24 protein-coding genes are annotated in these 22919 nt (G+C 71.8%); 7 read left to right on the top strand and 17 right to left on the bottom strand.

Features of this window, described 5'->3' with window-relative positions; genetic code table 11:
- Positions 1-32: 32 nt before the first annotated feature.
- Positions 33-944: an EamA family transporter gene (locus tag JNX00_RS19275; RefSeq protein WP_070399470.1), complete on the top strand. Its 912-nt coding sequence runs from the start codon at positions 33-35 to the stop codon at positions 942-944.
- A 15-nt stretch (positions 945-959) separates the two neighbouring features.
- On the opposite strand, the gene JNX00_RS19270 is transcribed toward JNX00_RS19275, so the two are convergent.
- The 3 genes from JNX00_RS19270 to tsaB all read right to left on the bottom strand — a co-directional run bounded on the left by JNX00_RS19270 (position 960) and on the right by tsaB (position 3249).
- The gene (locus JNX00_RS19270; RefSeq protein WP_204743288.1) at positions 960-1805 is read right to left on the bottom strand and encodes a uracil-DNA glycosylase; all 846 of its coding nucleotides are present in this window, start codon (positions 1803-1805) and stop codon (positions 960-962) included.
- Entirely contained in the window at positions 1802-2347 is a 546-nt protein-coding gene (gene rimI / locus JNX00_RS19265; protein ID WP_070399558.1) for a ribosomal protein S18-alanine N-acetyltransferase, read from the bottom strand. The genes JNX00_RS19270 and rimI overlap by 4 nt, the downstream gene beginning before the upstream one ends.
- Positions 2348-2487: 140 nt before the next feature.
- Positions 2488-3249 carry a tRNA (adenosine(37)-N6)-threonylcarbamoyltransferase complex dimerization subunit type 1 TsaB gene (gene tsaB, locus JNX00_RS19260; protein ID WP_070399472.1) on the bottom strand — a complete coding sequence of 254 codons (762 nt, stop codon included), beginning with the start codon at positions 3247-3249 and terminating at the stop codon, positions 2488-2490.
- Positions 3250-3310: 61 nt separating this feature from the next.
- Between tsaB and dacB the strand changes: the two genes are divergently transcribed.
- Positions 3311-4780 carry a D-alanyl-D-alanine carboxypeptidase/D-alanyl-D-alanine-endopeptidase gene (gene dacB, locus JNX00_RS19255; protein WP_239478180.1) on the top strand — a complete coding sequence of 490 codons (1470 nt, stop codon included), beginning with the start codon at positions 3311-3313 and terminating at the stop codon, positions 4778-4780.
- A gap of 257 nt (positions 4781-5037) precedes the next feature.
- On the opposite strand, the gene JNX00_RS19250 is transcribed toward dacB, so the two are convergent.
- Genes JNX00_RS19250 through purE form a run of 3 tightly spaced genes read right to left on the bottom strand, consistent with a single transcriptional unit; the run spans position 5038 to position 7776 of the window.
- Positions 5038-6033: an L-threonylcarbamoyladenylate synthase gene (locus tag JNX00_RS19250; protein ID WP_070399560.1), complete on the bottom strand. Its 996-nt coding sequence runs from the start codon at positions 6031-6033 to the stop codon at positions 5038-5040.
- Positions 6034-6046: 13 nt separating this feature from the next.
- Positions 6047-7285 carry a 5-(carboxyamino)imidazole ribonucleotide synthase gene (locus JNX00_RS19245; RefSeq protein ID WP_204743286.1) on the bottom strand — a complete coding sequence of 413 codons (1239 nt, stop codon included), beginning with the start codon at positions 7283-7285 and terminating at the stop codon, positions 6047-6049.
- Positions 7282-7776, bottom strand: coding sequence for a 5-(carboxyamino)imidazole ribonucleotide mutase (gene purE / locus JNX00_RS19240; RefSeq protein WP_070399474.1), 495 nt, complete (start codon positions 7774-7776; stop codon positions 7282-7284). The genes JNX00_RS19245 and purE overlap by 4 nt, the downstream gene beginning before the upstream one ends.
- Before the next feature lie 77 nt (positions 7777-7853).
- On the opposite strand from purE, the gene trxA reads away from it, so the two are divergent.
- A complete protein-coding gene (gene trxA, locus JNX00_RS19235) occupies positions 7854-8762 on the top strand; it encodes a thioredoxin (protein WP_204743284.1) in 909 nt (302 codons plus the stop codon).
- 70 nt (positions 8763-8832) lie between these two features.
- On the opposite strand, the gene JNX00_RS19230 is transcribed toward trxA, so the two are convergent.
- From JNX00_RS19230 to JNX00_RS19220, 3 genes are all read right to left on the bottom strand, one after another.
- On the bottom strand, positions 8833-9741 hold the full coding sequence (locus tag JNX00_RS19230) for a phosphoribosylaminoimidazolesuccinocarboxamide synthase (RefSeq protein WP_204743282.1): 909 nt from the start codon (positions 9739-9741) through the stop codon (positions 8833-8835).
- Between the two features lie 118 nt (positions 9742-9859).
- A complete protein-coding gene (locus JNX00_RS19225; RefSeq protein ID WP_070399477.1) occupies positions 9860-10858 on the bottom strand; it encodes a tripartite tricarboxylate transporter substrate binding protein in 999 nt (332 codons plus the stop codon).
- Positions 10859-10925: 67 nt separating this feature from the next.
- Positions 10926-12623: a long-chain fatty acid--CoA ligase gene (locus JNX00_RS19220; protein WP_204743280.1), complete on the bottom strand. Its 1698-nt coding sequence runs from the start codon at positions 12621-12623 to the stop codon at positions 10926-10928.
- 161 nt (positions 12624-12784) lie between these two features.
- Here JNX00_RS19220 and JNX00_RS19215 point away from each other — a divergent pair, with 161 nt between their 5' ends.
- Entirely contained in the window at positions 12785-13612 is an 828-nt protein-coding gene (locus tag JNX00_RS19215; RefSeq protein WP_070399479.1) for an IclR family transcriptional regulator, read from the top strand.
- Between the two features lie 75 nt (positions 13613-13687).
- On the opposite strand, the gene fba is transcribed toward JNX00_RS19215, so the two are convergent.
- Positions 13688-14752: a class II fructose-bisphosphate aldolase gene (fba, locus tag JNX00_RS19210; protein WP_070399480.1), complete on the bottom strand. Its 1065-nt coding sequence runs from the start codon at positions 14750-14752 to the stop codon at positions 13688-13690.
- 164 nt (positions 14753-14916) lie between these two features.
- On the opposite strand from fba, the gene JNX00_RS19205 reads away from it, so the two are divergent.
- A complete protein-coding gene (locus JNX00_RS19205; RefSeq protein ID WP_204743278.1) occupies positions 14917-15681 on the top strand; it encodes a DUF481 domain-containing protein in 765 nt (254 codons plus the stop codon).
- A 16-nt stretch (positions 15682-15697) separates the two neighbouring features.
- Here the strand turns inward: JNX00_RS19205 and pyk are convergent, their stop codons facing one another.
- Positions 15698-17125: a pyruvate kinase gene (gene pyk, locus JNX00_RS19200; RefSeq protein WP_070399482.1), complete on the bottom strand. Its 1428-nt coding sequence runs from the start codon at positions 17123-17125 to the stop codon at positions 15698-15700.
- 237 nt (positions 17126-17362) lie between these two features.
- Here pyk and JNX00_RS19195 point away from each other — a divergent pair, with 237 nt between their 5' ends.
- The gene (locus JNX00_RS19195) at positions 17363-17521 is read left to right on the top strand and encodes a hypothetical protein (protein ID WP_204743276.1); all 159 of its coding nucleotides are present in this window, start codon (positions 17363-17365) and stop codon (positions 17519-17521) included.
- Between the two features lie 33 nt (positions 17522-17554).
- Here the strand turns inward: JNX00_RS19195 and JNX00_RS19190 are convergent, their stop codons facing one another.
- From JNX00_RS19190 to JNX00_RS19165, 6 genes are all read right to left on the bottom strand, one after another.
- Complete coding sequence (locus JNX00_RS19190; protein WP_070399483.1) at positions 17555-18907, bottom strand: ATP-binding protein; 1353 nt, start codon at positions 18905-18907, stop codon at positions 17555-17557.
- Positions 18904-20322 (bottom strand): CHASE3 domain-containing protein, encoded by a 1419-nt coding sequence (locus JNX00_RS19185; protein WP_204743274.1) that lies wholly within the window; start codon positions 20320-20322, stop codon positions 18904-18906. The genes JNX00_RS19190 and JNX00_RS19185 overlap by 4 nt, the downstream gene beginning before the upstream one ends.
- Before the next feature lie 12 nt (positions 20323-20334).
- Positions 20335-20760 carry a response regulator gene (locus JNX00_RS19180; protein ID WP_204743272.1) on the bottom strand — a complete coding sequence of 142 codons (426 nt, stop codon included), beginning with the start codon at positions 20758-20760 and terminating at the stop codon, positions 20335-20337.
- A 169-nt stretch (positions 20761-20929) separates the two neighbouring features.
- Positions 20930-21250 (bottom strand): BON domain-containing protein, encoded by a 321-nt coding sequence (locus JNX00_RS19175; protein ID WP_204743270.1) that lies wholly within the window; start codon positions 21248-21250, stop codon positions 20930-20932.
- 25 nt (positions 21251-21275) lie between these two features.
- A complete protein-coding gene (locus tag JNX00_RS19170; protein ID WP_204743268.1) occupies positions 21276-21713 on the bottom strand; it encodes a BON domain-containing protein in 438 nt (145 codons plus the stop codon).
- 70 nt (positions 21714-21783) lie between these two features.
- A complete protein-coding gene (locus JNX00_RS19165; protein ID WP_070399488.1) occupies positions 21784-22029 on the bottom strand; it encodes a CsbD family protein in 246 nt (81 codons plus the stop codon).
- Positions 22030-22271: 242 nt separating this feature from the next.
- Between JNX00_RS19165 and JNX00_RS19160 the strand changes: the two genes are divergently transcribed.
- The gene (locus tag JNX00_RS19160) at positions 22272-22904 is read left to right on the top strand and encodes a response regulator transcription factor (RefSeq protein WP_070399489.1); all 633 of its coding nucleotides are present in this window, start codon (positions 22272-22274) and stop codon (positions 22902-22904) included.
- Positions 22905-22919: the final 15 nt, after the last annotated feature.

Raw genomic sequence — 22919 nt, 5'->3', positions numbered from 1 at the left:
ACGGGATTTGGAACAACCGTACGATCGGCGGCATGCACTCGATATCGCGCCGGCAACTGGTTCTGCTCGTCCTCCTCACCCTGGTGTGGGGCATCAACTGGCCGATCATGAAGATCGGCATCTCGGGTTATCAGCCGCTCACCTTTCGCGCCCTGAGCATGTGGATCGGCCTGCCGGTGCTGGCCGGCGTGCTGTGGTGGCGCGGGGCGCCGTTCCGGATGGCGCGCGAGCACTGGGGCCAGCTGGCGTGGCTCACGGTGATCAACATGCTGTTCTGGCACACGCTGGCGGTGCTGGCGATCCAGTCGCTGTCCAGCGGGCGCGCGGCCATCCTGGGCTACACCATGCCGGTGTTCTCGGCCATCGTGGGCGCGGTGTGGTTCGGCCAGCGCCTGCCGGTGCGCGCCTGGGGCGGCGTGGCGGCGGCTGGCCTGGGCGTGCTGCTGCTGCTGTGGCACGAGTTCGTGCGCCTGTCGGGGGCGCCGCTGGCGGTGGGCATGATGCTGCTGGCCGCGGCGATGTGGGCCTGGGGCACCCAGCAGATGCGGCGCACCACGCTGCCCTACGACACGCTGACGATCTCGTTCTGGATGATCGCGCTGACCACGGTCTGGATGAGCGCCCTGTCCTGGCTGTTCGAGCGCGAGGCCTGGGGCGTGATGCCCGGCCCGGTCGTGTGGTGGGCCATCGTCTACAACGCGCTGGGCGTGTTCGCCTTCGCTCAGGTGGCCTGGCTGGTGCTGGCGCGCGACCTGCCGCCGATCGCGTCCACGCTGAGCGTGATGATGATCCCGGTGCTGGGCGTGTTCAGCGGCGCCTGGCTGCTGGGCGAGGTGCTGCACTGGCAGGACTGGGTGGCGGTGGCGCTGATCATGCTGGCGATCGCGGCCGTGCTGTGGCCGGCGAGGCCGGCCGCGCCGGGCGCCGAGCCGCCGAGGGCCTAGCGCCCGCGCCAGGCTCTACCGATCGATCTCCATGGCCAGGCACAGGTCGGCCCAGGCCTTGGCCTTGTCGATGGGCGTGCGCAGCAGGTAGGCCGGGTGGTAGGTCACGATGACCGGCACGCCCTCGTAGCGGTGCAGGCGCCCGCGCAGGCGGCCGATCGGCTCGGTGGTCTTGAGCAGCGACTGCACCGCGAAGCGGCCCATGGCGATGATCAGCTTGGGCCGCACCAGCGCCACCTGGCGCGACAGGAAGGGTTCGCACTGCACCACTTCCTCGGGCGCCGGGTTGCGGTTGGCCGGCGGGCGGCACTTGAGCACGTTGGCGATGAACACGCCGCGCGCGTCCATGGCCTGGCGGTCGCGCCCGCAGGCACGCAGCATGGCGTCGAGCAGCTGGCCGGCGGGGCCCACGAAGGGCTCGCCCTGGCGGTCTTCCTGTTCGCCGGGGGCCTCGCCCACGATCATCCAGTCGGCTTCGGTGTGGCCGACACCGAACACGGTGTTGCGCCGCGACTCGCACAGGCCGCAGGCGCGGCAGTCGGCCACGGCCTCGCGCAGCGCGGGCCAGTCGAGCGTGGCGATGTCGCTGCGCGCGGGGCTGGGGTGGGTGGGCGGTGCCGGCATCGGCGCAGGCACCGGCACCTGGGGCGGGCGGACCGCCGCGGGTGGGCGACCGGCGGGTGCGGGCGTGGCCGTCGCGGCGGGCGCCGCCACGGCGCTGGTCGCCGGCTCGGCGCTGGCCGCGGGCGCGCGCGGCGGGGCGGGCACCCAGACCTTCACGCCCATCTCGGCCAGCATGGCGCGCTGGCGCGCGTCGAGTTCGCGCACCCAGCCGTCGGGCGTGTCGATCCGATCGGTCATTCGGTGCCCTGCGTGCCGTCCAGGCCCAGTTGCATCACCACCGCGTCCTCGCGCTGCAGCGCCGACAGCGGGTAGTAGCCGCGGCGCACGCCCACCTCGCGAAAGCCGTAGCGTTCATACAGCCGGCGCGCGGGCGCATTGCTCTGGCGCACCTCCAGCCACAGCGCGCGCGCGCCCTGGCCGCGCGACCACAGCGCCAGCGCGTCGAGCATGAAGCGCGCCCAGCCCTGGCGCTGGTGCGGCGGGTTCACGGTGAGGTTGAGCAGGTGCACCTCGTCCACGCCGGGCATGGCCACCAGGTAGCCGAGCAGCCAGCGGCCGTCGGGCCGGGGGGGCCAGGGGCTTTCGCCCGCGTGCGCTTCGCCGATCAGCATCACGGCCGGGTAGCCGGCCTGCAGCGAGTCGCGGAAGTGCCGCGGCGACCACGGGTGGCCGTAGGCACTGGTCTCGACCGCGTGCACCGCGTCCAGGTCGGCTTCGGTCATGGGCATGAAGGCGATGGCGCGCGCCTCGGCCTCCAGCGGCACGGGCAGGGTGTCCATGGGCGCGGGCCACAGGCCGGCGGTCCATCCGGGCAGGGTGGCGGCCGCATCCATCGAGGGATGCCGCGGCACCGGCTTTGCCGGGCCGCTGGCATCGCCCCCTGGAGGGGGTGACGGGCAAAGCCCGGCGCGGGGGTGCTTCATGTCCCGGCCTCGCGTTCGGCCGTGGTGCGCGCGACCTTGTCGCGCACGTACAGCGGCAGGGCCTCGGCGGCGCCGACCGCGGCGCCCCGGGCCATCAGCGCCGGGGCCAGGCGCAGCAAGGCGTCGGCCGTGGGCAGGGCCGCGCGGCGGCGGCCGGGCGCGTCGCGCAGGGCGTCGGCGTAGGCCGCGAAGGCGTTGCCCGCGAGCAGGGTGCGGGTGCCGTCGGCCAGGCCCTGGTCGTGCAGCCAGCCCGCGAGGTCGGCGGGCGCGCACAGCCGGGGCGGGGCGAGGGCGCGCAGCGATTCGCCGTCGAGTGCGTAGGCCGCCAGGTAGAGCTCGTCCATGCGCGCGTCGAGCAGGGCCACGATGTGGGCGGGCGCCGTGTGGCCCTCGGCCGCGTCGTCGGCGCGGGCCTGCTCGGCCAGGGCCAGCAGGGTGTCGATGGGCAGGACGGGCAGGCCCTGGGGGTGGCGCGGCCCGCGCGTGCCGTAGGCCAGGCCCTGGGCCACGGCGCAGGCGGTGCGCAGGCCGGTGAACGAGCCGGGGCCGCGCCCGAAGGCGATGGCGTCCAGTTCGTCCAGCGACCGGCCGGCCTCGGCCAGCAGGCGCCGCACCTGGGGCAGCAGTTCGGTGGAGGCCTGGGCGCCGCCGGGGCCCTGGAAGCGGTGCACGGCCTCGCCGGCCCGCCCGGTGCCCAGGGCCAGCGAGAGGGTGTCGGTGCTGGTCTCGATGGCCAGGAAACACGGGGCGGCAGGCATCGGGGGATTATCGGCCACCGGCCTGGAGGGACCTGCCGGGGCCCGGCCGATAATCCCCCGCGTGAACCGATTCCTGTCGTCCCTGCTGTTGGCGCTGGCCATCGCCCTGCCGGCCTGCGCCCAGGGGCCTTCGCGCGAGGCGCTGCCGCCACCGGTGGCGGCGGCGCTGGCACGGGCCGAGGTGCCCGCCACCGCCTTCGCCGCCGTGGTGGTGCCGCTGGACGGCCATGAGGCGCGGGTGCGCCACCAGTCGGGGATGCCGGTCAACCCGGCCTCGGTGATGAAGCTGGTGACCAGCTACGCCGCTTTCGACCTGCTGGGCCCCGGCTACACCTGGAGCACGCGCTTCTACACCGACGGCCCGCTGGAGGCCGGTGCGCTGCGCGGCAACCTCTACGTGCGCGGCGGCGGCGACCCCAAGTTCGTGCTCGAGCGCATCCAGGAGGCCTTCGCCGCCCTGCAGGCGCAGGGTGTGCAGCTCATCCTCGGCGACATGGTGCTCGACAGCAGCGCTTTCGACCTGCCGCCCTACGACCCCGGCGCTTTCGATGGCGAGGCCCTGCGCCCCTACAACGCCGGGCCCGACGCGCTGCTGGTGAACTTCAAGTCGGTGGTGCTGGGTTTCCTGCCCGACGCCGCGGCGGGCGTGGCGCGCGTGGTCAGCGAGCCGCCGCTGGCGGGCCTGGCCATCGACGCCAGCGTGCCCCTGTCCAACGGCGCCTGCGGCGACTGGCGCGGCGGGCTGCGCGCGCGCTTCGACGACCCCGGCCGCATCGCCTTCCAGGGCCGCTACCCCCTGCGCTGCGGCGAGCAGAAATGGCCCGTGGCCTACCAGGACCCGGCCAGCTTCGCGGCGCGCGCGATGGAGGGCCTGTGGCGCGCCAGCGGCGGCCTGCTCACGGGCCAGGTGCGCGCCGGCCTCACGCCGCTGGACGCCAAGCTGCTGCTCGACGCGCCCTCGCTGCCGCTGACCGACATCCTCACCGACGTGAACCAGTGGAGCAACAACGTGATGGCCCAGCAGGTGTTCCTCACGCTGGGCCAACTGGCGCCGCAGGCCACGGCGCTGCCCGGCAGCGGGCCGCTGCCCTGGAAGCGCAGCGGCTTCGAGCAGGCGCGCACGGTGCTGGGCAACTGGTGGCGCCGCACCTTCGGCGAGCGCGTGCCGGCGCCCGTCATCCAGAACGGCTCGGGCCTGTCGCGCGACGAGCGCATCACGCCCGAGGCCCTGGCCCTGCTGCTGCGCCACGCGGCGCGCCATCCGCAGGCCGACGCCTTCGTCGGCACGCTCTCGCTGGCGGGCGTGACCGGCACGGCGCGCCGCTACGCCGCGGATGAGCGCAGCCCGGTCTACGGCCACGCCTGGCTCAAGACCGGCACGCTGCGCGACGTCACCGGCGTGGCCGGCTATGTGAACGCGGCCAATGGCGTGCGCTACGTGGTGGTGGCTTTTGTGAACCACCCCAACGCGCCGGCGGCGCGCCCGGCGCTGGAGGCGCTGGTGGAGTGGACCGCCCGGCTGGCGGACTGACTGGGCGTTTTTCCCCTCCAAGATCTCGCGCTGACGGTTGGCTTCTCGCCACCACCCGTCCCACCTGCACCCAAGTGCACCACCAGGCATTCCGATCCCCCTGAATTGGGGCAGATGCCAACCCATCACCGAGCGGGGGGCGGTCCGTTGCTTGTCTTGGCTGGCCACGCCGTCGGCCCAAGAAGAAGCAGAGGCACGAAGCCCTGCCCTACCCAGACCTTTTGACCAGCGACAGATCGAACGCCGGTCGTTCGATATCAGGCCGCCGCGCGGCTCAAGCGGTCGCGCACGCCGTCCCACTCGGGGCCGTCGGGTGGCGTTTCCACCCAGATCAGGCGCACGCCGGTGGCGTCGAGTTCGCGCAGCACGGCGAACAGCTCGCGCGCGGCGGCTTCGGCGTCGTCGGGCATGCGCCGGCGCGGCGCGCCGCGCGCGGCCTCGATCGGGCTGCGCGCGTACAGGGCGATGTGCCGGGCGTCCTCGCCCAGCACCTGGAAGGCCGCGCGCAGCTGCCTGGCGTCCATCAGCCGCACCTTGGCGCGCGGCGCGTAGTGCGATTCCAGCGTGCCCGAGGCGCGCGGCGCGGCCCCGTCGCGCGCGCGCAGCGGCTGGCCGGCGATGGCCTCCAGCCGCGCCTGCGTGAGCACGCCGGGGCGCAGCAGCACCGGGTGGCCGCGCGTGCAGTCCACGATGGTCGATTCGATGCCCACGGGGCAGGCGCCGCCGTCGAGCACCAGCAGCGCGTCATCGGCCAGCGCGGCGAACTCCTCCATCACGTGCGCGGCGCTGGTGGGGCTGACGCGGCCGAAGCGGTTGGCGCTGGGCGCGGCCACGCCGTGCACGCCATGCGCGGCGGCGGCGCGCAGCACGGCCTGGGCCACGGGGTGCGAGGGGCAGCGCAGGCCGACCGAGTCCTGCCCGCCGGCGGCCACGGCGGCCACCTCGGCGCGGCGTGGCAGGATCAGCGTGAGCGGGCCGGGCCAGAGCGCGGCGATCAGGCGCTCGGCGAAGGCCGGCACCTCGCGCGCGTAGTGGTCGATGGCGGCGCGTGGCGCATCGGCCGCGACGTGCACGATCAGCGGGTGGTCGGCTGGGCGGCCCTTGGCCTCGAAGATGCGCCGCACCGCGCTGGCGTTGTCGGCGTCGGCGGCCAGGCCGTAGACGGTCTCGGTGGGCAGGCCCACCAGGCCGCCGTCGGCCAGGCGCCGCGCGCCCTGTTCGATGGCCTCGGGGCGCGACGCGTCGAGCAGCAGCGGCATGGCGGGCCTAGAGCGGCGGCAGGCCCAGCAGGGCCAGCGCTTTCGCGGCGGTGCCGCGCACCGCGGCCACCGTGGGGCCGGTGATGTTGAGGTGGCCCATCTTGCGGCCCGGGCGGGCGCTGGCCTTGCCGTACAGGTGCAGGTGCGTGCCGGGCAGGGCCAGCACCTCGTCCCAGGGGGGCGTGACGGGCGTGTCGCTGGCCCGCGCGTGCCGCGCGTTCGGGGCGAACCACAGGTCGCCCAGCAGGTTGAGCATGATGGCCGGGCTGTGCTGCACCGGCGCGCGCAGCGGCAGGCCGGCGACCGCGCGCACCTGCGCCTCGAACTGCGAGACGTCGCAGGCGTTCTGCGTGTAGTGGCCGCTGTTGTGCGGGCGCGGCGCCATTTCGTTGACCACCAGGTCCAGGCCGCCGCGGCCGTCGTCGACCAGGAAGTACTCCACGCAGAGCACCCCCACGTAGCCGAGCTGGCGCGCGATGGCCATGGTGGCGGCCTGAGCGCGCCGCGCCAGGGCGGGGTCGATCGCGCCCTCGTAGACCTCGGTGACGGCGAGGATGCCGTCGCGGTGGGTGTTCTTCTGCACCGGGAAGCTGACGCACTGGTCGTCGGCGCCACGCGCCACGATGACCGAGCATTCGGCGCGCAGCGGCATGAGCCGCTCCAGCACGCAGGGCACGCGGCCCAGGCGGTCCCAGGCGGCGGCGAGTTCGGCGCGGTCCTTCACGCGGGCCTGGCCCTTGCCGTCGTAGCCCAGGCGCGCGGTCTTCAGGATGCCGGGCAGCAGCTCGGCCGCCACGGCGGCGAGCTGATCGGGGGTGTCGATGCTGGCGTGGGGCGCGGGCCGCACGCCGTCGTTGTCGGCCGCGCAGCGCTCGAAATGCGCCTTCTCGGCCGCCCGGTCCTGGGCGATGGCCACGCTGGCCGCGCCGGGCGCCACCGGCCGCAGCGCCGCCAGCGACGCCAGCGCGGGCGCCGGCACGTTCTCGAACTCGGTGGTGATGGCGTCGCTGCACTGGGCCAGCTGTGCCAGTCCCTTCGGGTCGTCGTAGGCGCAGCGGATGTGGTGGTGGCTGATGAGGCCGGCCGGGCTGTCGGCGTCGGGGTCGAGCACGGCGGTGCTGAAGCCCATGGCCTGCGCGGCCTGCACGAACATGCGGCCGAGCTGGCCGCCGCCCATCACGCCCAGCGTGGTGGGGCGGCCCGAGGCGTCGGTGGCGCCGGGAAGCAGGGGGGGCGTTGCGGTCATGCGTGGGGAGGCAGGGTCATGGCCCGCGCGGCCTCGGTCTGTTCGGCGCGGAAGGCCTGCAGTTTCTGTCGCAGGACCGGGTCTTCGCCGGCCAGCATGGCCACCGCGAACAGGGCCGCGTTGGCCGCGCCGGCGGGGCCGATGGCGAAGGTGGCCACGGGCACGCCCTTGGGCATCTGCACGATGCTGTGCAGCGAATCGACCCCACTGAGGTGCTTGCTCGCCACGGGCACGCCCAGCACGGGCACCACGGTCTTGGCGGCCAGCATGCCGGGCAGGTGGGCGGCGCCGCCCGCGCCCGCGATGATGGCCTTGAGGCCGCGCGCCGCGGCGGCCTCGGCGTAGGCGAACATGTCGTCGGGCATGCGGTGGGCCGAGACCACCCGCGCCTCGTGCGCGACACCGAACTGCTGGAGGATCTGCACGGCGTGCTGCATGGTGTCCCAGTCGCTGCTGGAACCCATGACCACGCCCACGGGGATGGGGTTCATGGAATCGGCTTTCGGCCCGCGGGGCCTCCGGTAAAGTCGCGATTTTACGTTTTGCCCCCAATTACCCGAGCGCAGCCATGATCGACGTCACCATCGCCAACTTCGAAGCCGAGGTCATCGAGGCCTCGATGCAGACCCCCGTGCTGGTGGACTTCTGGGCCCCGTGGTGCGGGCCCTGCAAGGTCATCGGCCCCATCCTGGAAAAGCTCGAAACCGAATACGGCGGCCGCTTCAAGCTGGTGAAGGTCGATTCCGACCAGGAGCAGCAGCTCGCCGCGGCCTTCGGCATCCGCAGCATCCCCACCTGCGTGCTGCTCATGAACGGCCAGCCGGTCGACGGTTTCATGGGCGCGCTGCCCGAAGGCCAGGTGCGCGCCTTCCTCGACAAGCACGTGCCTGGCGAGGGCGAGCTCGTGGCCGAGGCCGAGGAAGCCGCCGCGCAGGAGGCGCTGGCCGACGGCGACACCGAGACCGCGCTGGAGCGCCTGCGCCAGGCCGTGCAGGCCGACCCGGAGAACGACGACGCGCGCTTCGACCTGGTGAAGCTGCTGCTGGAGCTGGGCGAGGACGACGAGGCCAAGGTGGCCTTCGCGCCCGTCATCGCCAAGGCCGCGGCCGTGCGCCGGCTCGACTCGCTCAAGCGCTGGATGGACGCGCGCGACGCGCAGGCCGAGGTGGCCGAGCCCGAGGCCCGCATGGCCGCGCTGGACACCGCCATCGCCGCCAACAAGCGCGACTTCGACGCGCGCTTCGCCCGCGCGCAGCTGCTGATGGCCTACGGCCAGTGGACGGCCGCGATGGACGAGCTGCTGGAGATCCTGATGCGCGACAAGTCCTGGAACGACGAGCTCGCGCGCAAGACCTACATCGCGGTGCTCGACGTCATCGAGCCGCCCAAACCCAAGGTGGCCGAGGGCCAGGTGCCGCCGGAGGACCCGACGGTGGCGAGCTACCGGCGGCGCCTGTCGTCCGTCGTGCTGAGCTGAAGCGGGCGCTCACGCAGCGCCGCGGCGCGGGCCGCGCCTCGCAGGCCGCGGCCGGGCAGGCGGCGAAGCCTCAGCCGACGAGGCGCGTGAGCGCCTCGCGGTACTTCTCGGCGGTTTTCTCGATCACCTCGCGCGGCAGGCGCGGCGCGGGCGCGGTCTTGTCCCAGGGCTTGCCGTTGACCTTGGCGCCTTCGAGCCAGTCGCGCAGGTACTGCTTGTCGTAGCTGGGCGGGTTGCTGCCCACGGCGTAGCTCTCGGCCGGCCAGTAGCGCGAGCTGTCGGGCGTCAGCACCTCGTCCATCAGCACCACGCGGCCGGCGGCGTCCAGGCCGAACTCGAACTTGGTGTCCGCGATGATGATGCCCTTTTCGAGCGCGATGGCGGCGGCCGCCCGGTAGAGCCGGATGGCGATGTCGCGGATCTGCGCCGCGACCTCGGCGCCCACCATCTCCACCGTGCGCTCGTAGGTGATGTTCTCGTCGTGCTCGCCCATGGCGGCCTTGGCGGCCGGCGTGTAGATGGGTTCGGGCAGCTGGGAGGCGTTGAGCAGGCCCTCGGGCAGCGGCACGCCGCAGACCGAGCGGCTCTCCTGGTACTCCTTCCAGCCGCTGCCGGCCAGGTAGCCGCGCACCACCGCTTCCACCGGAATGGGCTTGAGGCGCTGCACCAGCATGGACCGGCCCACCACCTGCGCCCGCTCGGCCGGCGTGACCACGCTTTCGGGGTCTTCGCCCGTGAGGTGGATGGGGCAGATGTTGAGGCCCTTGGGGCCCAGGCGGTCGAACCAGAACAGCGACAGCCGGGTGAGCAGTTCCCCCTTGCCGGGAATGGGTTCGCCCATGATCACGTCGAAGGCGCTGATGCGGTCGGACGCCACCATGAGGATGCGGTCGTCGCCAACGGCGTAGTTGTCGCGCACCTTGCCGCGCGCGAGCAGCGGCAGCGACGTGAGGTTGGAGGTGTGCAGGGCGGAGGTCATGGCGCGGTAGGAGTCGAAGGCAAGAAAAAGGCCCGTTGAACGCTCAACGGGCCTTGCGCAGTTCGGCCGGATTATCGCAAGTTGGCGCGACCGCCGGGGCAATGCCCCACCCGGGCCCTCACTTGGCGGCCAGTCCGAGGCGCTCGATCAGGGCCTTGTCCTTGGCGAAGGTCTCGCCGGCCCACTTCTTGTAGTCCTCGCCGCTGCGGTACCACACGGCCTGGTTGAGCTGGGCCAGCACCTCCATGTGCTTTGGCTCGTCCATGGCCTTCTTGAAGGCGTCGTGCAAGGCCTTGACCACGGCCGGGTCCATGCCCTTGGGGCCGGCCAGGCCGTAGGGCGAGGTGGACACCACGCCGTAGCCCAGCTCCTGCGCGGTGGGCACCTCGGGCCAGCGCTGGGTGCGCTGCTCGCCGAAGGTGACAAGCAGGCGCATCTGGCCGGCGTCGACGTACTTGTCCCAGCCGCTGGCGTCGCTCTGGGCCATCACGTGGCCGCCGAGCAGGGCGGCCTGCAGGTCGGCGTTGCCCTTGAAGGGCACGTGCACCAGCTTGACCTTGGCGTTGCCGGCCAGCTCTTCCATCAGCAGGTGCGGGCTGCTGCCGGTGCCGGTGGAGCCGTAGTTGATCTCGCCCGGGCGCTGGCGCGCGGCCTCGATGTAGTCCTTGAAGGTTTTGTAGGGCGAGTCGGCCTTGACGGTGAGGCCGAAGGTGTAGCCCGAGACGCCGATGATGTAGGTGAAGTCGTTCAGCGGGTCCCAGCTGGTTTTCTGCATGTGCGGCATGCGCAGCAGGCCCAGCGGGAACTGGGCGATGGTGTAGCCGTCGGGCTTGGCGGTCTGCGCCATGGTGCTGGGGCCCAGGGTGCCGCCGGCGCCGGGGCGGTTCTCCACGGTGATGGCCTGGCCCAGGTGCTTGCTGGCGAGTTCGGCCAGGGTGCGCAGGTGGCGGTCGGTGGAGCCGCCGGCCGGCCAGGGAATGATGAGCGTGATGGGACGGCTGGGGTAGGCCTGCGCCTGGGCCGCGACCCAGGGGGCGGCGCCGGCGCTGGCGGCCACGCCGGCCAGCAGCAGGCTGCGGCGGCGCAGGGTCGGGGCGTGTTCTGTCGGGCGGGTCATCGTCTTGTCTCCTTGCGGGTGGTTTGCCGGATGGCGATGGGTGCCGCGCAGCGCACGGCGCGGGGGATCACGGGGGCGCGGCGGCGTCGCGCGCGGCCTGCTGCTCCTGCAGTTCGCGCCACATCACCTTGCCGCTGCCCGAGCGGGGCAGCGAGGCCACGAATTCGACGATGCGCGGGCTCTTGTAGGCGGCCATGCGGCCGCGCGCCCAGTCGATCAGGTCCTGCTCGCTCACGCGGCCGCGCTGTCCGGGGCGCAGCACCACCAGGGCCTTGACCGTCTCGCCGCGCCGCGCATCGCGCGCGGCGATCACGCAGGCCTCCTGGATGGCGGGGTGGTGGTACATCAGCGCCTCCACCTCGGCGGGCCAGACCTTGTAGCCACTGGCGTTGATCATGCGTTTGAGGCGGTCGGTCATGAAGAAGTAGCCCTCTTCGTCGACGTGACCCAGGTCGCCGGTGCGCAGGAAGCGCTGGCCGCCGATCTCGATGAAGGCCTGCGCCGTGGCCTGCGGCTGGCGCCAGTAGCCCTGCATCACCTGCGGGCCGCGCAGCACGATTTCGCCGGTCTCGCCCACGGGCCGCTCGGCCCCGGTCTCGGGGTCGATCACGCGGGCGTCCACCTCGAACACCGGCAGGCCCAGGCACTGCGGCTTGGGCCGGTGCGGCGGGTTGATGTGGGTGGCGCCCATGGCCTCCGTCATGCCGTAGCCCTCGATGTAGTCGCGGCCGGTGAGGGCCTTGAGCCGTGCGGCCAGGGCGTCGGGCATGGCCGCGCCGCCGCCGCGCACGCAGCCCAGGCGGGAGAGGTCGACGCGCTCCAGGTCCGGCTGGGCAAGGAAATCGATCACCATGGTGGCGATGGCCTGCCACACCGTGACGCCGTAGCGCTGCATGCAGTGCACGGCGGCCTCGCGGTCCCAGCGCGAGAGCACCACCAGCGTGGCGCCCGCGTACAGCGGCCCGTTGAGGCTGCCCGACAGGCCGGTGACGTGGAAGAAGGGCAGCACCGCGAGGCAGACCGCGTCGGGCGTGGTGCCGAACCAGCGCACGCCGCCCACCAGCGTGGCCATCACGCTGCGGTGGGTGTGCATGCAGCCCTTGGGCAGGCCGGTGGTGCCCGAGGTGTAGGGCATGGCGCAGAGATCGTCGGGGCCGGCGGTGAGCGGGCCCGGCGTGAGCCCGGCCGCCAGCGCGTCGGCCCAGGCGGCGAGGGCGGGATGGTCGCCCAGCGGCTCGCGCGGCGCGCGCACGAAGTCGGGCACGCGCAGTTCGGTGGGCTCGCGCAGGTGGTCGCTGTAGGTGGCGACGAGGACGTGCTGCAGGCCGGTGCCGTCGGCGCTGGCGCCGTCCGCCAGCAGGGGGCGCAGTTGCGGCAGCAGGTCCTGCGCGGCGATGGCCACGCGCGCGCCGCTGTCGTTCACGCAGTGGCGCAGCTCCGCCACGCGGTTCATGGGGTTCACCGGCACCACCACCGCGTTGGCGCGCAGGATGCCGTAGAAGGCCAGCGCCCACTGCGGGCTGTTCTGCAGGCACAGCAGCACGCGGTCGCCGGGCCGCACGCCGCAGCGCTGCTCCAGGAAGGCGGCGATGCGCTCGGCTTCGCGCAGGGCCCGCCCGTAGCTCAGCGGCGTGTCGTAGTAGACGGTGAAGGGCTTGTGCGGGTGGCGCGCGGCCGAGGCCTCCAGGTTGTGGAAGACGTTGGCCTCCGGCGCCGCGAGCGGGCGCGGCAGACCGGGCGGCCAGTGATCGGCGAGCGGGCGCATGAAGCTTTGATATTCCGCTGATCGGAAAAACAATCCGTGTGCGATCAATATGCGGCGCGGTCCACCGGGGCGTCAATGCGATTCAGGGAAATCGAGCCCCCTGTTCGTGGGTGATGGGCCTTAAATTCCGATCAGCGGAATAAGACGAAAGCCACCGATCCATGGGACGCCAGCGCCACCCCCTTTCGCCCACACCCGACGAGGCCGATCCCTCGCAAGACCGGCGCTTCGTCACCGCGCTCGCGCGCGGCCTGGCCTTGCTGCGCTGCTTCGGCCCGGCCGACCGCTGGCTCGCGCACCAGGCGCTCGCGCGCCGCAGCGGCCTGCCGCAGGCCACGGTGTCGCGCCTCACGTTCACGCTCACCAGCCTGGGCTATCTGCGCCACCGCGCCGCCACCGGCGAGTACGCGCTGAGCCCGGCGGTGCTGTCGCTGGGCTTCAGCGTGCTCTCCAATTTCGAGATCGGGCGCCTGGCGCGGCCCTTCATGGAAACGCTGGCCGAGGACACGCAGGCCGCCATCTCGCTGGGCGTGCGGCACGGCACCTCGGTGGTCTACGTGGCGCATTGCCGCAGCACGGCGCGCCTCATCCTGGGGCTGGACGTGGGCACGCGCCTGCCCTTTGCCGAGACGGCCATGGGCCGCGCGATGTGGTGCGCCTCGGCGCCGGGCATGCGCTCGCTCGTGGCGCAAAGGCTGCGGGCCGAGGACCCGGCGCGCTGGCCCGAACGGGAGGCCGGCCTGCGCCGCGCCGAGGCCGATCACGCGGCGCGCGGCTACGTGGTCTCGGCCTCGGAGTGGGAGCAGGACATCGCCGCCATCGGCGTCGGCGTGGACCTGGGCGATGGTCGCGAGCCCTTGTCGCTCACCGTGGGCGGGCCGGCCGCGCGCCTGAAGGGCGCGCTGCTGCACGAGCACTTCGCGCCGGCGCTGGTGCGCACGGGACGCGAGATCGTGGCGGCGATCCAGGCGGGGGACTGGGAGGACTGATCCGCCGCGCCCAAGAAAAACGCCACCGTCGGCCAGGCCGAGCGGTGGCGTCAGCGCCTCGGGCGCGTTGGGGGATCAGTTCACGACCTGGGCCAGTTCGCCCTTGGCGTACCTGGCGGCCACCACCTGCAGGCTGTCGCCCTTGATCTTGCCGGCCTGGCCTTCGCAGCCGAATTCGATGTAGCGCTGCTTGCAGACCTGCTTGGCGGCCTCGCGCGCGGGCTTGAGCCATTCGCGGGCGTCGAACTTGTCGGGGTTCTCGGCCAGGAACTTGCGCACCGCGCCGGTCATGGCCAGACGGATGTCGGTGTCGATGTTGATCTTGCGCACGCCGAACTGGATGGCCTTCTGGATTTCCTCGACCGGCACGCCGTAGGTTTCCTTCATCTTGCCGCCGTACTGGTTGATCTGGGCCAGCAGCTCCTGCGGCACGCTGGACGAGCCGTGCATCACCAGGTGCGTGTTGGGCAGGCGGCGGTGGATTTCCTTGATGCGCTCGATGGCCAGGATGTCGCCCGTGGGCTTGCGCGTGAACTTGTAGGCGCCGTGGCTGGTGCCGATGGCGATGGCCAGGGCGTCGAGCTGGGTCTTCTTGACGAAGTCGGCGGCCTGCTCGGGGTCGGTCAGCAGTTGCTCGCGCGTCATGGTGGCGTCGGTGCCGTGGCCGTCTTCCTTGTCGCCCTTCATGGTCTCCAGGCTGCCCAGGCAGCCCAGCTCGCCTTCGACGGTGACGCCCAGCTTGTGGGCCATGTCGACGACCTTGCGGGTCACGTCCACGTTGTAGTCGTAGCTCGCGATGGTCTTGCCGTCGGCCTCCAGGCTGCCGTCCATCATCACGGAGGAGAAGCCCAGGTTGATGGCGCCCTGGCAGACGTCGGGGCTCTGGCCGTGGTCCTGGTGCATGACCAGGGGGATGTGCGGGTACATCTCGATCGCGGCCTGGATCAGGTGCTTGATGAAGGGCTCGCCCGCGTACTTGCGTGCGCCGGCGCTGGCCTGAAGGATGACGGGAGCGCCCACTTCGTCGGCGGCCGCCATCACGGCCTGCACCTGTTCGAGGTTGTTCACGTTGAACGCCGGGATGCCGTAGCTGTTGGCGGCGGCGTGGTCGAGCAGTTCGCGCATGGAAACGAGCGCCATGGGATTCCCCTTTATCCGTTGAATCGTTGGTAACCGTGGTGTAACCCGCCATTTTAGCTTTCGGGTCCTGCCAGGCCGTGTCGTCACCAATGGTCACAACCCCATGGGGAACTGTGGGCGTGCAAAGCCACACGTTCAGGCTTTTGCAGAAGAAAGGAACCGCCATGGCACGCCGCCCCCTGATCGCGACGCTGACGTCCGCCGCCCTGCTGGCGCCCGCGCTCACTCAGGCCCAGGTCACGCTCAAACCCGACGGCCAGTGGCGCTACCTGCTGAGCGCGGGCGCCAACTTCTCCTCCGGCAACAACGACGCCGCGACCCTGAACCTGGCCGCCGAGGGCGCGCGCCAGACCAGCATGGACAAGTGGACCTGGGACGCCAAGGCCGACCGCGCCCGCAGCAACGGCGTGGACACCGTGGAGCGCTATGGCCTGCGCACCCAGTACAACCGCGACTTCTCCATCGACTGGTTCGGCTTCGGCTCGGGCGAGCTGATGCGCGACCGGCTGGCGAACATCTCGGGGCGCTACTCGCTGGCCACGGGTGTGGGCCGCCACATCTGGAGCGACGCCTCCGGCTTCTTCGACATCTCGGGCGGCCTGGGCTACAGCTACGACCGCTACATCACGCCCACCGTGATCGCCGACGAATTGCGGGGGGCCTACGGCCGCCTGGAGCTGGTGCTGTCGGAGGAGTCCAGCCACAAGCTCACCGACACCACCAGCTTCCGCCAGAAGTTCTCGGTCTTTCCGGACCTGCGCGATTCGGGCAAGTTCCGCGCTGTGCTGGACCTGGGCCTGACGGTGGCGATGACGCAGCGCGTGAACCTGACCGCGGGCCTGAACCACCGCTACGACAGCGACCCCGGCACCAACCTCAAGAAAGCCGACACCATGTTCGTGACCGGCGTGTCGATGCGGTTCGACTGAGCGCCGGGGCTCGGGCTCAGCCCGCGCGGCAGATCTTCAGCGTGTTCGTGCCGCCGGGCTGGCCCATGGGCTCGCCCACGGTGATCGCGTAGACGTCGCCGGCCTGCACGATGCCGCGCTTCTTCAGGTGCGCCTCGGCGTCGGCCAGGGCGTTGTCGCGGTCCACGTTGGTTTCCATCAGCAGCGGGCGCACGTTGCGGTAGAGCGTCATGCGCCGCTGGGTGGTGAGGTTGGGCGTCATCGCGTAGATGGGGGTGCGCACGATGTGCCGGCTCATCCACAGCGCGGTGGAGCCCGAGTCGGTGAGCGCCACGATGGCCTTGGCGCCCAGGTGGTGCGCGGTGAACAGCGCGCCCATGGCGATGCTGTGGTCGATGCGCGTGAAGGTCTTGCCCTGGAAATCGGCGCCGAGCTCGTGCAGGTCGGCCTTCTCGGCCTCCAGGCAGATGGCGGCCATCTCCTGCACGGTCTCCAGCGGGAACTTGCCGGCGGCGGTCTCGGCGCTGAGCATCACCGCGTCGGTGCCGTCGAGCACGGCGTTGGCCACGTCGCTCACCTCGGCGCGCGTGGGCACGGGGTTGACGATCATGCTTTCCATCATCTGCGTGGCGGTGATGACAACCTTGTCCATCTCGCGCGCCAGCCGGATCATGTGCTTCTGCAGCGCCGGCACGGCGGCGTTGCCCACCTCCACCGCCAGGTCGCCGCGCGCGACCATGATGCCGTCCGAGGCCTTGAGGATGTTGGCGAGTTCGGGGATGGCCTCGGCGCGCTCGATCTTGGCGATCAGACCCGGCTTGTGGCCGCCGCCGGCCACCGCGCAGAGCTGGCGCGCCAACTCCATATCGGTGGCGTTCTTGGGAAAGCTCACCGCCACGTAGTCGGCCTTCAGGCCCATGGCGGTCTTGATGTCGTCCATGTCCTTGGCGGTGAGCGCGGGAGCGGTGAGGCCGCCGCCCTGCTTGTTGATGCCCTTGTTGTTGGACAGCTCGCCGCCGAGCTTGACGGTGGTGTGCACGGCCGGGCCCTGCACGGCGTTGACGGTGAGCACGATCAGGCCGTCGTTGAGCAGCAGGGTGTCGCCGGGCTTCACGTCGCGCGGCAGCTCCTTGTAGTCCAGGCCCACGCCCTGTTCGTCGCCGGGTTCGGTGCGCTCGGCGTCCAGCACGAACTTCTCGCCCGGCACCAGCTGCACCTTGCCCTGGGCGAACTTGCCGACGCGGATCTTGGGGCCCTGCAGGTCGGCCATGATGCCCACCTCGCGGCCGGCGCGCTGCGCGGCCTCGCGCACCAGCGCGGCGCGGTCGATGTGGTCCTGCGCCTTGCCGTGCGAGAAGTTCAGCCGCACCACGTTGACGCCGGCGCGGATCATGGCCTCGAGCAGGGCCGGATCGCTGGAGGCAGGGCCGAGGGTGGCAACGATCTTGGTGGCGCGCGTAGCCATGGGGTGCAGTCTCCTGAAAGGGCCGGAACACCGGCGGGCATGTAATTTGGTTTCATTATCCCTGAAGAAATTTCCGCGTGGTTACAAGCGCGGAACGGCCGGGTGCTCCTTGTAGGACAGTGCCGACACGCCGAACCGCCACCGTCCTGCGCGGCGTGGGCCGCGGCGTCCCTACAGTGGCGCTGGCGATCGATCGGGGGCGCGCCGCGCGGCAGCCCCGACGTCCAAGGAGGACCCATGCGCCACGCCGCCCTTGCCATCCTGGCCTACCTCAGTACCGTCGTCATCGCGGTGGCGGCCAGCCTGGCGCACCCGCCGTCCGATGGGGAGCGCCATTTCGTGAAGGCCGTGGTGGAACTCGGCACCGCGGCGGCCAGCGCGCTCAGCTGGCGCTGACGCCTCCCTTCGAACCGGCGGCGCGGCGCCGCTTCACTCCGATACCGCCGGCTCGGCCGCGGGCGCTGCCGGCAAGCGTGCCTCGATCAGGGTGCCCTGGCCCGGGGCGCTGGTGATGCGCAGCTGCCCCGCGTGCGACTCCACGCGCACGTTCATGCCCAGCAGGCCGTGGTGGCCGGCGGGCACGTCCTCGATGTCGAAGCCGCGCCCGTCGTCGCGCACCGAGAGGTGCACGGCGTCGCCGCTCTGCGCGAGCCTCACCCACACCTCGCGCGCCTGGGCGTACTTCTGCACGTTGGTGAGCGACTCCTGCACCAGCCGGTAGGCCGTGAGCTCGGTGTCCTTGCAGAGCGTCACCGGCGAGAACTCGGTGTGCACGGGGATGCCCAGCCGGCCGGCGGCCTCCTGGCACAGCATCTCCAGCGCGGGGATCAGGCCCAGTTGGTCGAGGGAGGACGGGCGCAGGTGCTCGATGATGCGCCGCTTGACCGCGATGCTCTCGTTGACGCGCTGTTCGAGGCCGGCCAGGCGCTCTTTCGCCGTCTCGGGCAGGTCGGGCACGCGGCGCAGGCGCGCCAGCTCCAGCTTCATCGCCGTGAGCAGGCCGCCCATTTCGTCGTGCAGCTCGCGCGCCACGCGCCCGCGCTCGTCCTCGCGCGCGTTCACGTGGTGGCCGGCCAGGTGGCGCAGCGCGCTGGTGCGCACGGCGACCTGCTTGGCCAGGCGCTCGTTCTCCTCGGCCTTGCGCTGGTCGGACTCGCGGATCTGTCGCATGAACAGGCTCAGCGCCAGCAGCGAGACCAGCACCAGCCCATGCAGCGCCACGCGGTTGACGAGCAGGGCGTCGTGCAGCGAGATGCGCGCGCGGGCCTGCACCGCGCCAGCGCGCTCCAGCACGCCATCGAACTCCTGGCGCAGGTCGGCGTAGAGCTGGCGGCCATGGTCGCCGCTGGCCAGCACCTGGGCCTGCGTGTTCTGGCCCTTCTCGGTCATCTCCACCCACAGCGCCAGCATTGCGTTGCGCTCCACCACGCGCTCGCGCACCTTGTCGATCGAGGCCTTGCGTTGCGGGTCGAGCGCGATCAGCCATTCGAAGGCGCCGGGCCGAGCGACGGCCATGTCCTGCATGGCCGTGCGGTAGTTGGCCAGGTCGCCTTCGTTGCCGCTGGCGATGAAGGCGCGCGCCGCGGTCTCGGCGTCGGTGAGCGCCTGCAGCGTGCGCGCGGCCTGCATGCGGGCGTCGGTGAGGGCGATGCCCTGTCGCAGCGTGTTGTTCGAGTGCTGGTAGCTGCTCTCGTTGATGGCCATGACCACGATGGCCAGGGCCACGATGAGCGGCATGACCCAGCGGGTGCGGGCGACGCGTTCGATCGACGACTTGATCATGCGGGTGGGTCCTCGGGCAAGGCGGTGGGCTCGGTGGGGCGTTCGCGCCCGGGCAATCGGACCTCGACGTGTGTGCCGTCGCCCGGTGCGCTGCGCACGGTGAAGGTGCCGCCCAGCGACTCGATGCGGTGGCGCAGGTTGCGCAGGCCCAGGGCCGAGGTGGAGCCGCCGCGCTCGGCGAAACCGCGCCCATTGTCGGCCACGGACAGCGCGATGGCGCCGTCCTCGCCGCTCAGGCGCAGCACCACCCGGCTGGCGCCGGCGTGGCGCTCCACGTTGGACAGCGCGCCCTGGGCCACGGCGAACAGCGCCTGCCGCGTCGAGGCGTCGAGCTCCAGCGGCTGCAGATCGCGTTCGACCGCCACGCCGGTGCGCTGGTGCAGCTCGTCCGCGCGCTGCTCCAGCGCGGCCTGCAGGCCCAGGTTCTGCAGCGCCGAGGGCATCAGGCCTTCCATCAGGCGCCGCTTGGTTTCGATGCCCTGGTCGAGCGTGGCGCTCAGGTGCTGCAGGCGCGCGCTCACGTCGGCGCTGGGCGCGGACAGGGCGTGGCGCAGGCGGGTCAGGTCGAGCTTGGCCGTGGTGAGCAGCGCGCCCAGGTCATCGTGCAAGGCGCGCGCCAGGCCGCCGCGTTCGCCCTCGCGCATTTCCTGCAGGCCCAGGTTGAGCAGGGCCAGCTCCTCGGTGCGCTGGCGCACCTGCTGCTCGAAGGCGTCGCGCTCCGCCCGCAGCTGGGCCGCGTGCGTCACCTGGCTGGCCTGCAGGGCCGCGTTGTTGCGCAGGAAAAAGATGTAGGCCAGCAGGCTCAGCAGCGCCAGGCCGTGCACGCTGAGGCGGCCCACCTCCAGCGTGCGGTAGATGGCGGCGCGCTCGCCCGCGATGCGGCGCTCTTCGGTGGCCAGCAGCACGTCGGCCACGCGGCGCACCGCCTCCATCTTTTCGCGCCCGATGTCCGTGAGCACCAACCCCTGCCAGGCGGCGTGCGAGCCGGCGTCGTACAGGGCGATGGTCTCGGCCGCCTCGGACACCTTCTGCAGCGACTTTTCCTCCAGCGTGTCCACCAGCCGCGCAAGCTCGGGGTCGGTGCGGTAGTGCTCATGCAGGCGGCCGATGGCGTTGCCGAGGTCGGCGCGCGCGGCCTGGTAGGGCTGCAGGTACGCGGCGCGGCCGGTGAGCAGGTAGCCGCGCTGCGCGGACTCGATGTCGAGCAGGCGGCGCATCACGGTTTGCAGGGCGTTGCGCGCGGTGTCGCGCCCGCCCAGGTTGACCAGGGAGTCGAGCGCGCGCTGGTAGGTCCATTCGGCGCCAGCGAACACGCCCACGGCCAGCAGCACGGCCAGGGCCACGCTCAGCGGCATGTGCCACCGGGCGGCGCGCCAGTGGGCGCGGCGCCAAGGGCGGGGGCGGGGGGTCGGCATGACCGCCGCGCCTCAGTGCAGGTCGCCCGGGGCGGTGGCGGTGCCGTCGGAGATGCGCTCGCAGTAGCTGATCAGGTCCTCGAGCTCGCAGGACTTGTCGAATACGCGATCGGCCCCGAGCTGGGCGCAGCGCTTGCGGATGTCGGGCGTGGCGTAGTTGGTGAGCACCACCCGCCGCCCGGGCAGGCCGGCGTCTTGCGCGGCCTTGAGCACGCCCAGGCCGGAGCCGGTGAGCAGGAAGATGTCCACGATCATGAGGTCGAAGCGATCGCCTTCGGCCTCACCCATGCCGCCGGCCCCGGTGAGCCAGTTCACCGCTTCCGTCTCGTTGCGGGCATGGCCCACGACTTCGACATTGGCCAGTTCCTGGAGGGTGGACACCAGGTTGTCGTAGATGACCTTGTTGTCCTCGACGATGAAAGTGCGAAGCGGTGACACGGGGCAGGCGGAAACGTTGGGCGGGCGAAGGTCCCGCGAAAAGGGAACGGGCGCGCGGGCACAGCCATGATGCCGTGTTCGCGCGCCCCCCGGGCTTCCTGTCCGCTGATGGTGTTGTAGGAGGTTTCCTACAGGGGCCGGCGGGGAGGCGCCGGGGGGCGCGCCCCGCTCAGCGCACCACGATGTCGTTGCGCACCGACTTCACCCCCGGCGTGTTGCTGGCCAGGCGGGCCGCGGCGCTGCGCTCGGCCTCGGACTTGGCGAAGCCCGAGAGCTGCACCGTGCCGTTCAGGGTCTCGACGTTGAGCGACATCGCGCTCACCGCCGGGTCCTCGGCGAAACGCGCCTTCACGCGGGTGGTGATGGTGGCGTCGTCGATGTAGGCGCCCACGGTCTGCTGGTCGCGCGCGACCGAGCAGCCGCTGACCTGGATCAGCGCCAGGCCGGCCGCGGCGGCGAACACGGCGGTGGTGAGTCGGGTGGCAATCATGGACATCTCCTGGTGGGGTGGGTGATCAGCTGGCCTGGACGGTCAGGCGGTTCTCGACCTTCACCACGCCCTGCACGGCCTGGGCCAGCGTGGTGGCGCGGTCGCGGGCCGCGGCGGTGGGCGCCGTGCCTTTCAGTTCGACCTGCCCGTTGGTGGTGTCGACGTCGATCGCGAGCGCGCTCAGCTGATCGTCGGCGGCCAGCGCGGCGTTCACCTTGGCGGTGATGGCGGCGTCGGAGGCATCGCGGGCGATGGTGTCGGTGGCTTCCTTGCCGGCCGCCTGCATGTCCTGGCCCGCCTGGCGGGCGTCATCGCGCATCTCGCGGCCGGCTTGCTGGACTTCGTTCACGGCGCTGTCCATGCGTTGGCCGACGGTGGCGTCTTCGCGTTCTCCGCAGGCCACCAGCGCCAGGGAGGCGAGGGCGGCGGCGGCAAGGGCGGTGTAGCGGGTGCTGGGTTTCATGGTGATTCCTTTCGGGGGCCGGCGCCGAAGGCCGGCCGGGAGGGTGAATGGGGTCGGGGCTGGCGGCCGCTCAGTGCGGGCGGCGCGTGCCGCTGCCGGGGGGGTCGAACCAGTCGTCGCTCACGGTGCGCTCCCACGCGGCCACCTGGCGCTCGGCCTCGTCCTTGGCGCAGCCATAGCGCTCCTGGATCTTGCCGGCGAGCTGTTCGCGGCGGCCGGCGACGACGTCGAGGTCGTCGTCGGTGAGCTTGCCCCACTGCTCGAGCATCTTGCCCTTGACCTGTTTCCAGTTGCCTTCGATGCGATCCCAGTTCATGTGTTGGCTCCTTGAGGGTTGCGGGTTGCTTAGCGCCATCCGGGGGGATGGCGTCGGCCGTTGCGCGCTGCGCCAGCCGTGAAGCCACTGTAGGAAGCCGGGGCCGCGCGCGCTGTCGGGCGGATCGCCGCGCGGCTGTAGGACGGCGCCGATGCGCGGACCCCGCTTGTAGGAAGCGTCCGACCCCGGGCGCGCGGCGGGCCTGCTAAATTGCAGCGCTCCGCTTCATCCATGAAAGACACATGATCAAGGTAGGCATCGTCGACGACCACGCCATCGTGCGCTCCGGCTTGCGGCAGTTCCTCGGCGAACACGTGGACCTGAAAGTGACGGGCGAGGCGAACAACGGCCGCGAGGCCCTGGAGCTGGCGCGCGGCGGCGAGGTGGACGTCCTGCTGATGGACATCTCCATGCCCGACCACAGCGGCGTGGACGCGCTGCAGGCCATCAAGGCGCGCTTTCCCGATCTGCCGGTGCTCATCCTCAGCGGCTTTCCCGAGGCGCAGTACGCCACCACGCTGCTGCGCTACGGCGCCAGCGGCTACCTCAACAAGGAATGCGAGCCGGAGGAGATCGTCAACGCCATCCGCCTGGTGGCGCGCGGGCGGCGCTACATCAGCCCCTCGGTGGCCGAGCTGCTGGCCGACAACGCGGTCGGCGACGCCGAGCGCCTGCCGCACGAGCTGCTGTCCGAGCGCGAGCTGCAGGTCTTCCTGCGCCTGGCCAAGGGCGAGACCGTGGGCAGCATGGCCGAGTCCATGTTCCTGAGCGTCAAGACCGTGAGCACCTACCGCACGCGTGTGCTGGAGAAGCTCAAGCTCGCCAGCAACAGCGAGCTCACGTACTACGCGCTGAAGAACGGCCTGATCCAGTAGGCGGCCGCCGCCGGC

The sequence above is a fragment of the Hydrogenophaga sp. YM1 genome, assembly GCF_016903055.1.
GTDB classification, from domain to species: Bacteria; Pseudomonadota; Gammaproteobacteria; order Burkholderiales; family Burkholderiaceae_C; genus Hydrogenophaga; species Hydrogenophaga borbori.
Note: the sequence above shows the minus strand (reverse complement) of the source record. Positions and strands in the feature narration are given on the sequence as shown.

Coding starts and splice junctions, on each gene's coding strand:
- JNX00_RS19275 (WP_070399470.1), top strand. CDS start 33: ATGCACTCGATATCGCGCCGGCAACTGGTTCTGCTCGTCCTCCTCACC.
- JNX00_RS19270 (WP_204743288.1), bottom strand. CDS start 1,805: ATGACCGATCGGATCGACACGCCCGACGGCTGGGTGCGCGAACTCGAC.
- rimI (WP_070399558.1), bottom strand. CDS start 2,347: ATGGACACCCTGCCCGTGCCGCTGGAGGCCGAGGCGCGCGCCATCGCC.
- tsaB (WP_070399472.1), bottom strand. CDS start 3,249: ATGCCTGCCGCCCCGTGTTTCCTGGCCATCGAGACCAGCACCGACACC.
- JNX00_RS19245 (WP_204743286.1), bottom strand. CDS start 7,285: ATGACCGCAACGCCCCCCCTGCTTCCCGGCGCCACCGACGCCTCGGGC.
- purE (WP_070399474.1), bottom strand. CDS start 7,776: ATGAACCCCATCCCCGTGGGCGTGGTCATGGGTTCCAGCAGCGACTGG.
- trxA (WP_204743284.1), top strand. CDS start 7,854: ATGATCGACGTCACCATCGCCAACTTCGAAGCCGAGGTCATCGAGGCC.
- JNX00_RS19230 (WP_204743282.1), bottom strand. CDS start 9,741: ATGACCTCCGCCCTGCACACCTCCAACCTCACGTCGCTGCCGCTGCTC.
- JNX00_RS19225 (WP_070399477.1), bottom strand. CDS start 10,858: ATGACCCGCCCGACAGAACACGCCCCGACCCTGCGCCGCCGCAGCCTG.
- JNX00_RS19220 (WP_204743280.1), bottom strand. CDS start 12,623: ATGCGCCCGCTCGCCGATCACTGGCCGCCCGGTCTGCCGCGCCCGCTC.
- JNX00_RS19215 (WP_070399479.1), top strand. CDS start 12,785: ATGGGACGCCAGCGCCACCCCCTTTCGCCCACACCCGACGAGGCCGAT.
- fba (WP_070399480.1), bottom strand. CDS start 14,752: ATGGCGCTCGTTTCCATGCGCGAACTGCTCGACCACGCCGCCGCCAAC.
- JNX00_RS19205 (WP_204743278.1), top strand. CDS start 14,917: ATGGCACGCCGCCCCCTGATCGCGACGCTGACGTCCGCCGCCCTGCTG.
- pyk (WP_070399482.1), bottom strand. CDS start 17,125: ATGGCTACGCGCGCCACCAAGATCGTTGCCACCCTCGGCCCTGCCTCC.
- JNX00_RS19195 (WP_204743276.1), top strand. CDS start 17,363: ATGCGCCACGCCGCCCTTGCCATCCTGGCCTACCTCAGTACCGTCGTC.
- JNX00_RS19190 (WP_070399483.1), bottom strand. CDS start 18,907: ATGATCAAGTCGTCGATCGAACGCGTCGCCCGCACCCGCTGGGTCATG.
- JNX00_RS19185 (WP_204743274.1), bottom strand. CDS start 20,322: ATGCCGACCCCCCGCCCCCGCCCTTGGCGCCGCGCCCACTGGCGCGCC.
- JNX00_RS19175 (WP_204743270.1), bottom strand. CDS start 21,250: ATGATTGCCACCCGACTCACCACCGCCGTGTTCGCCGCCGCGGCCGGC.
- JNX00_RS19170 (WP_204743268.1), bottom strand. CDS start 21,713: ATGAAACCCAGCACCCGCTACACCGCCCTTGCCGCCGCCGCCCTCGCC.
- JNX00_RS19165 (WP_070399488.1), bottom strand. CDS start 22,029: ATGAACTGGGATCGCATCGAAGGCAACTGGAAACAGGTCAAGGGCAAG.
- JNX00_RS19160 (WP_070399489.1), top strand. CDS start 22,272: ATGATCAAGGTAGGCATCGTCGACGACCACGCCATCGTGCGCTCCGGC.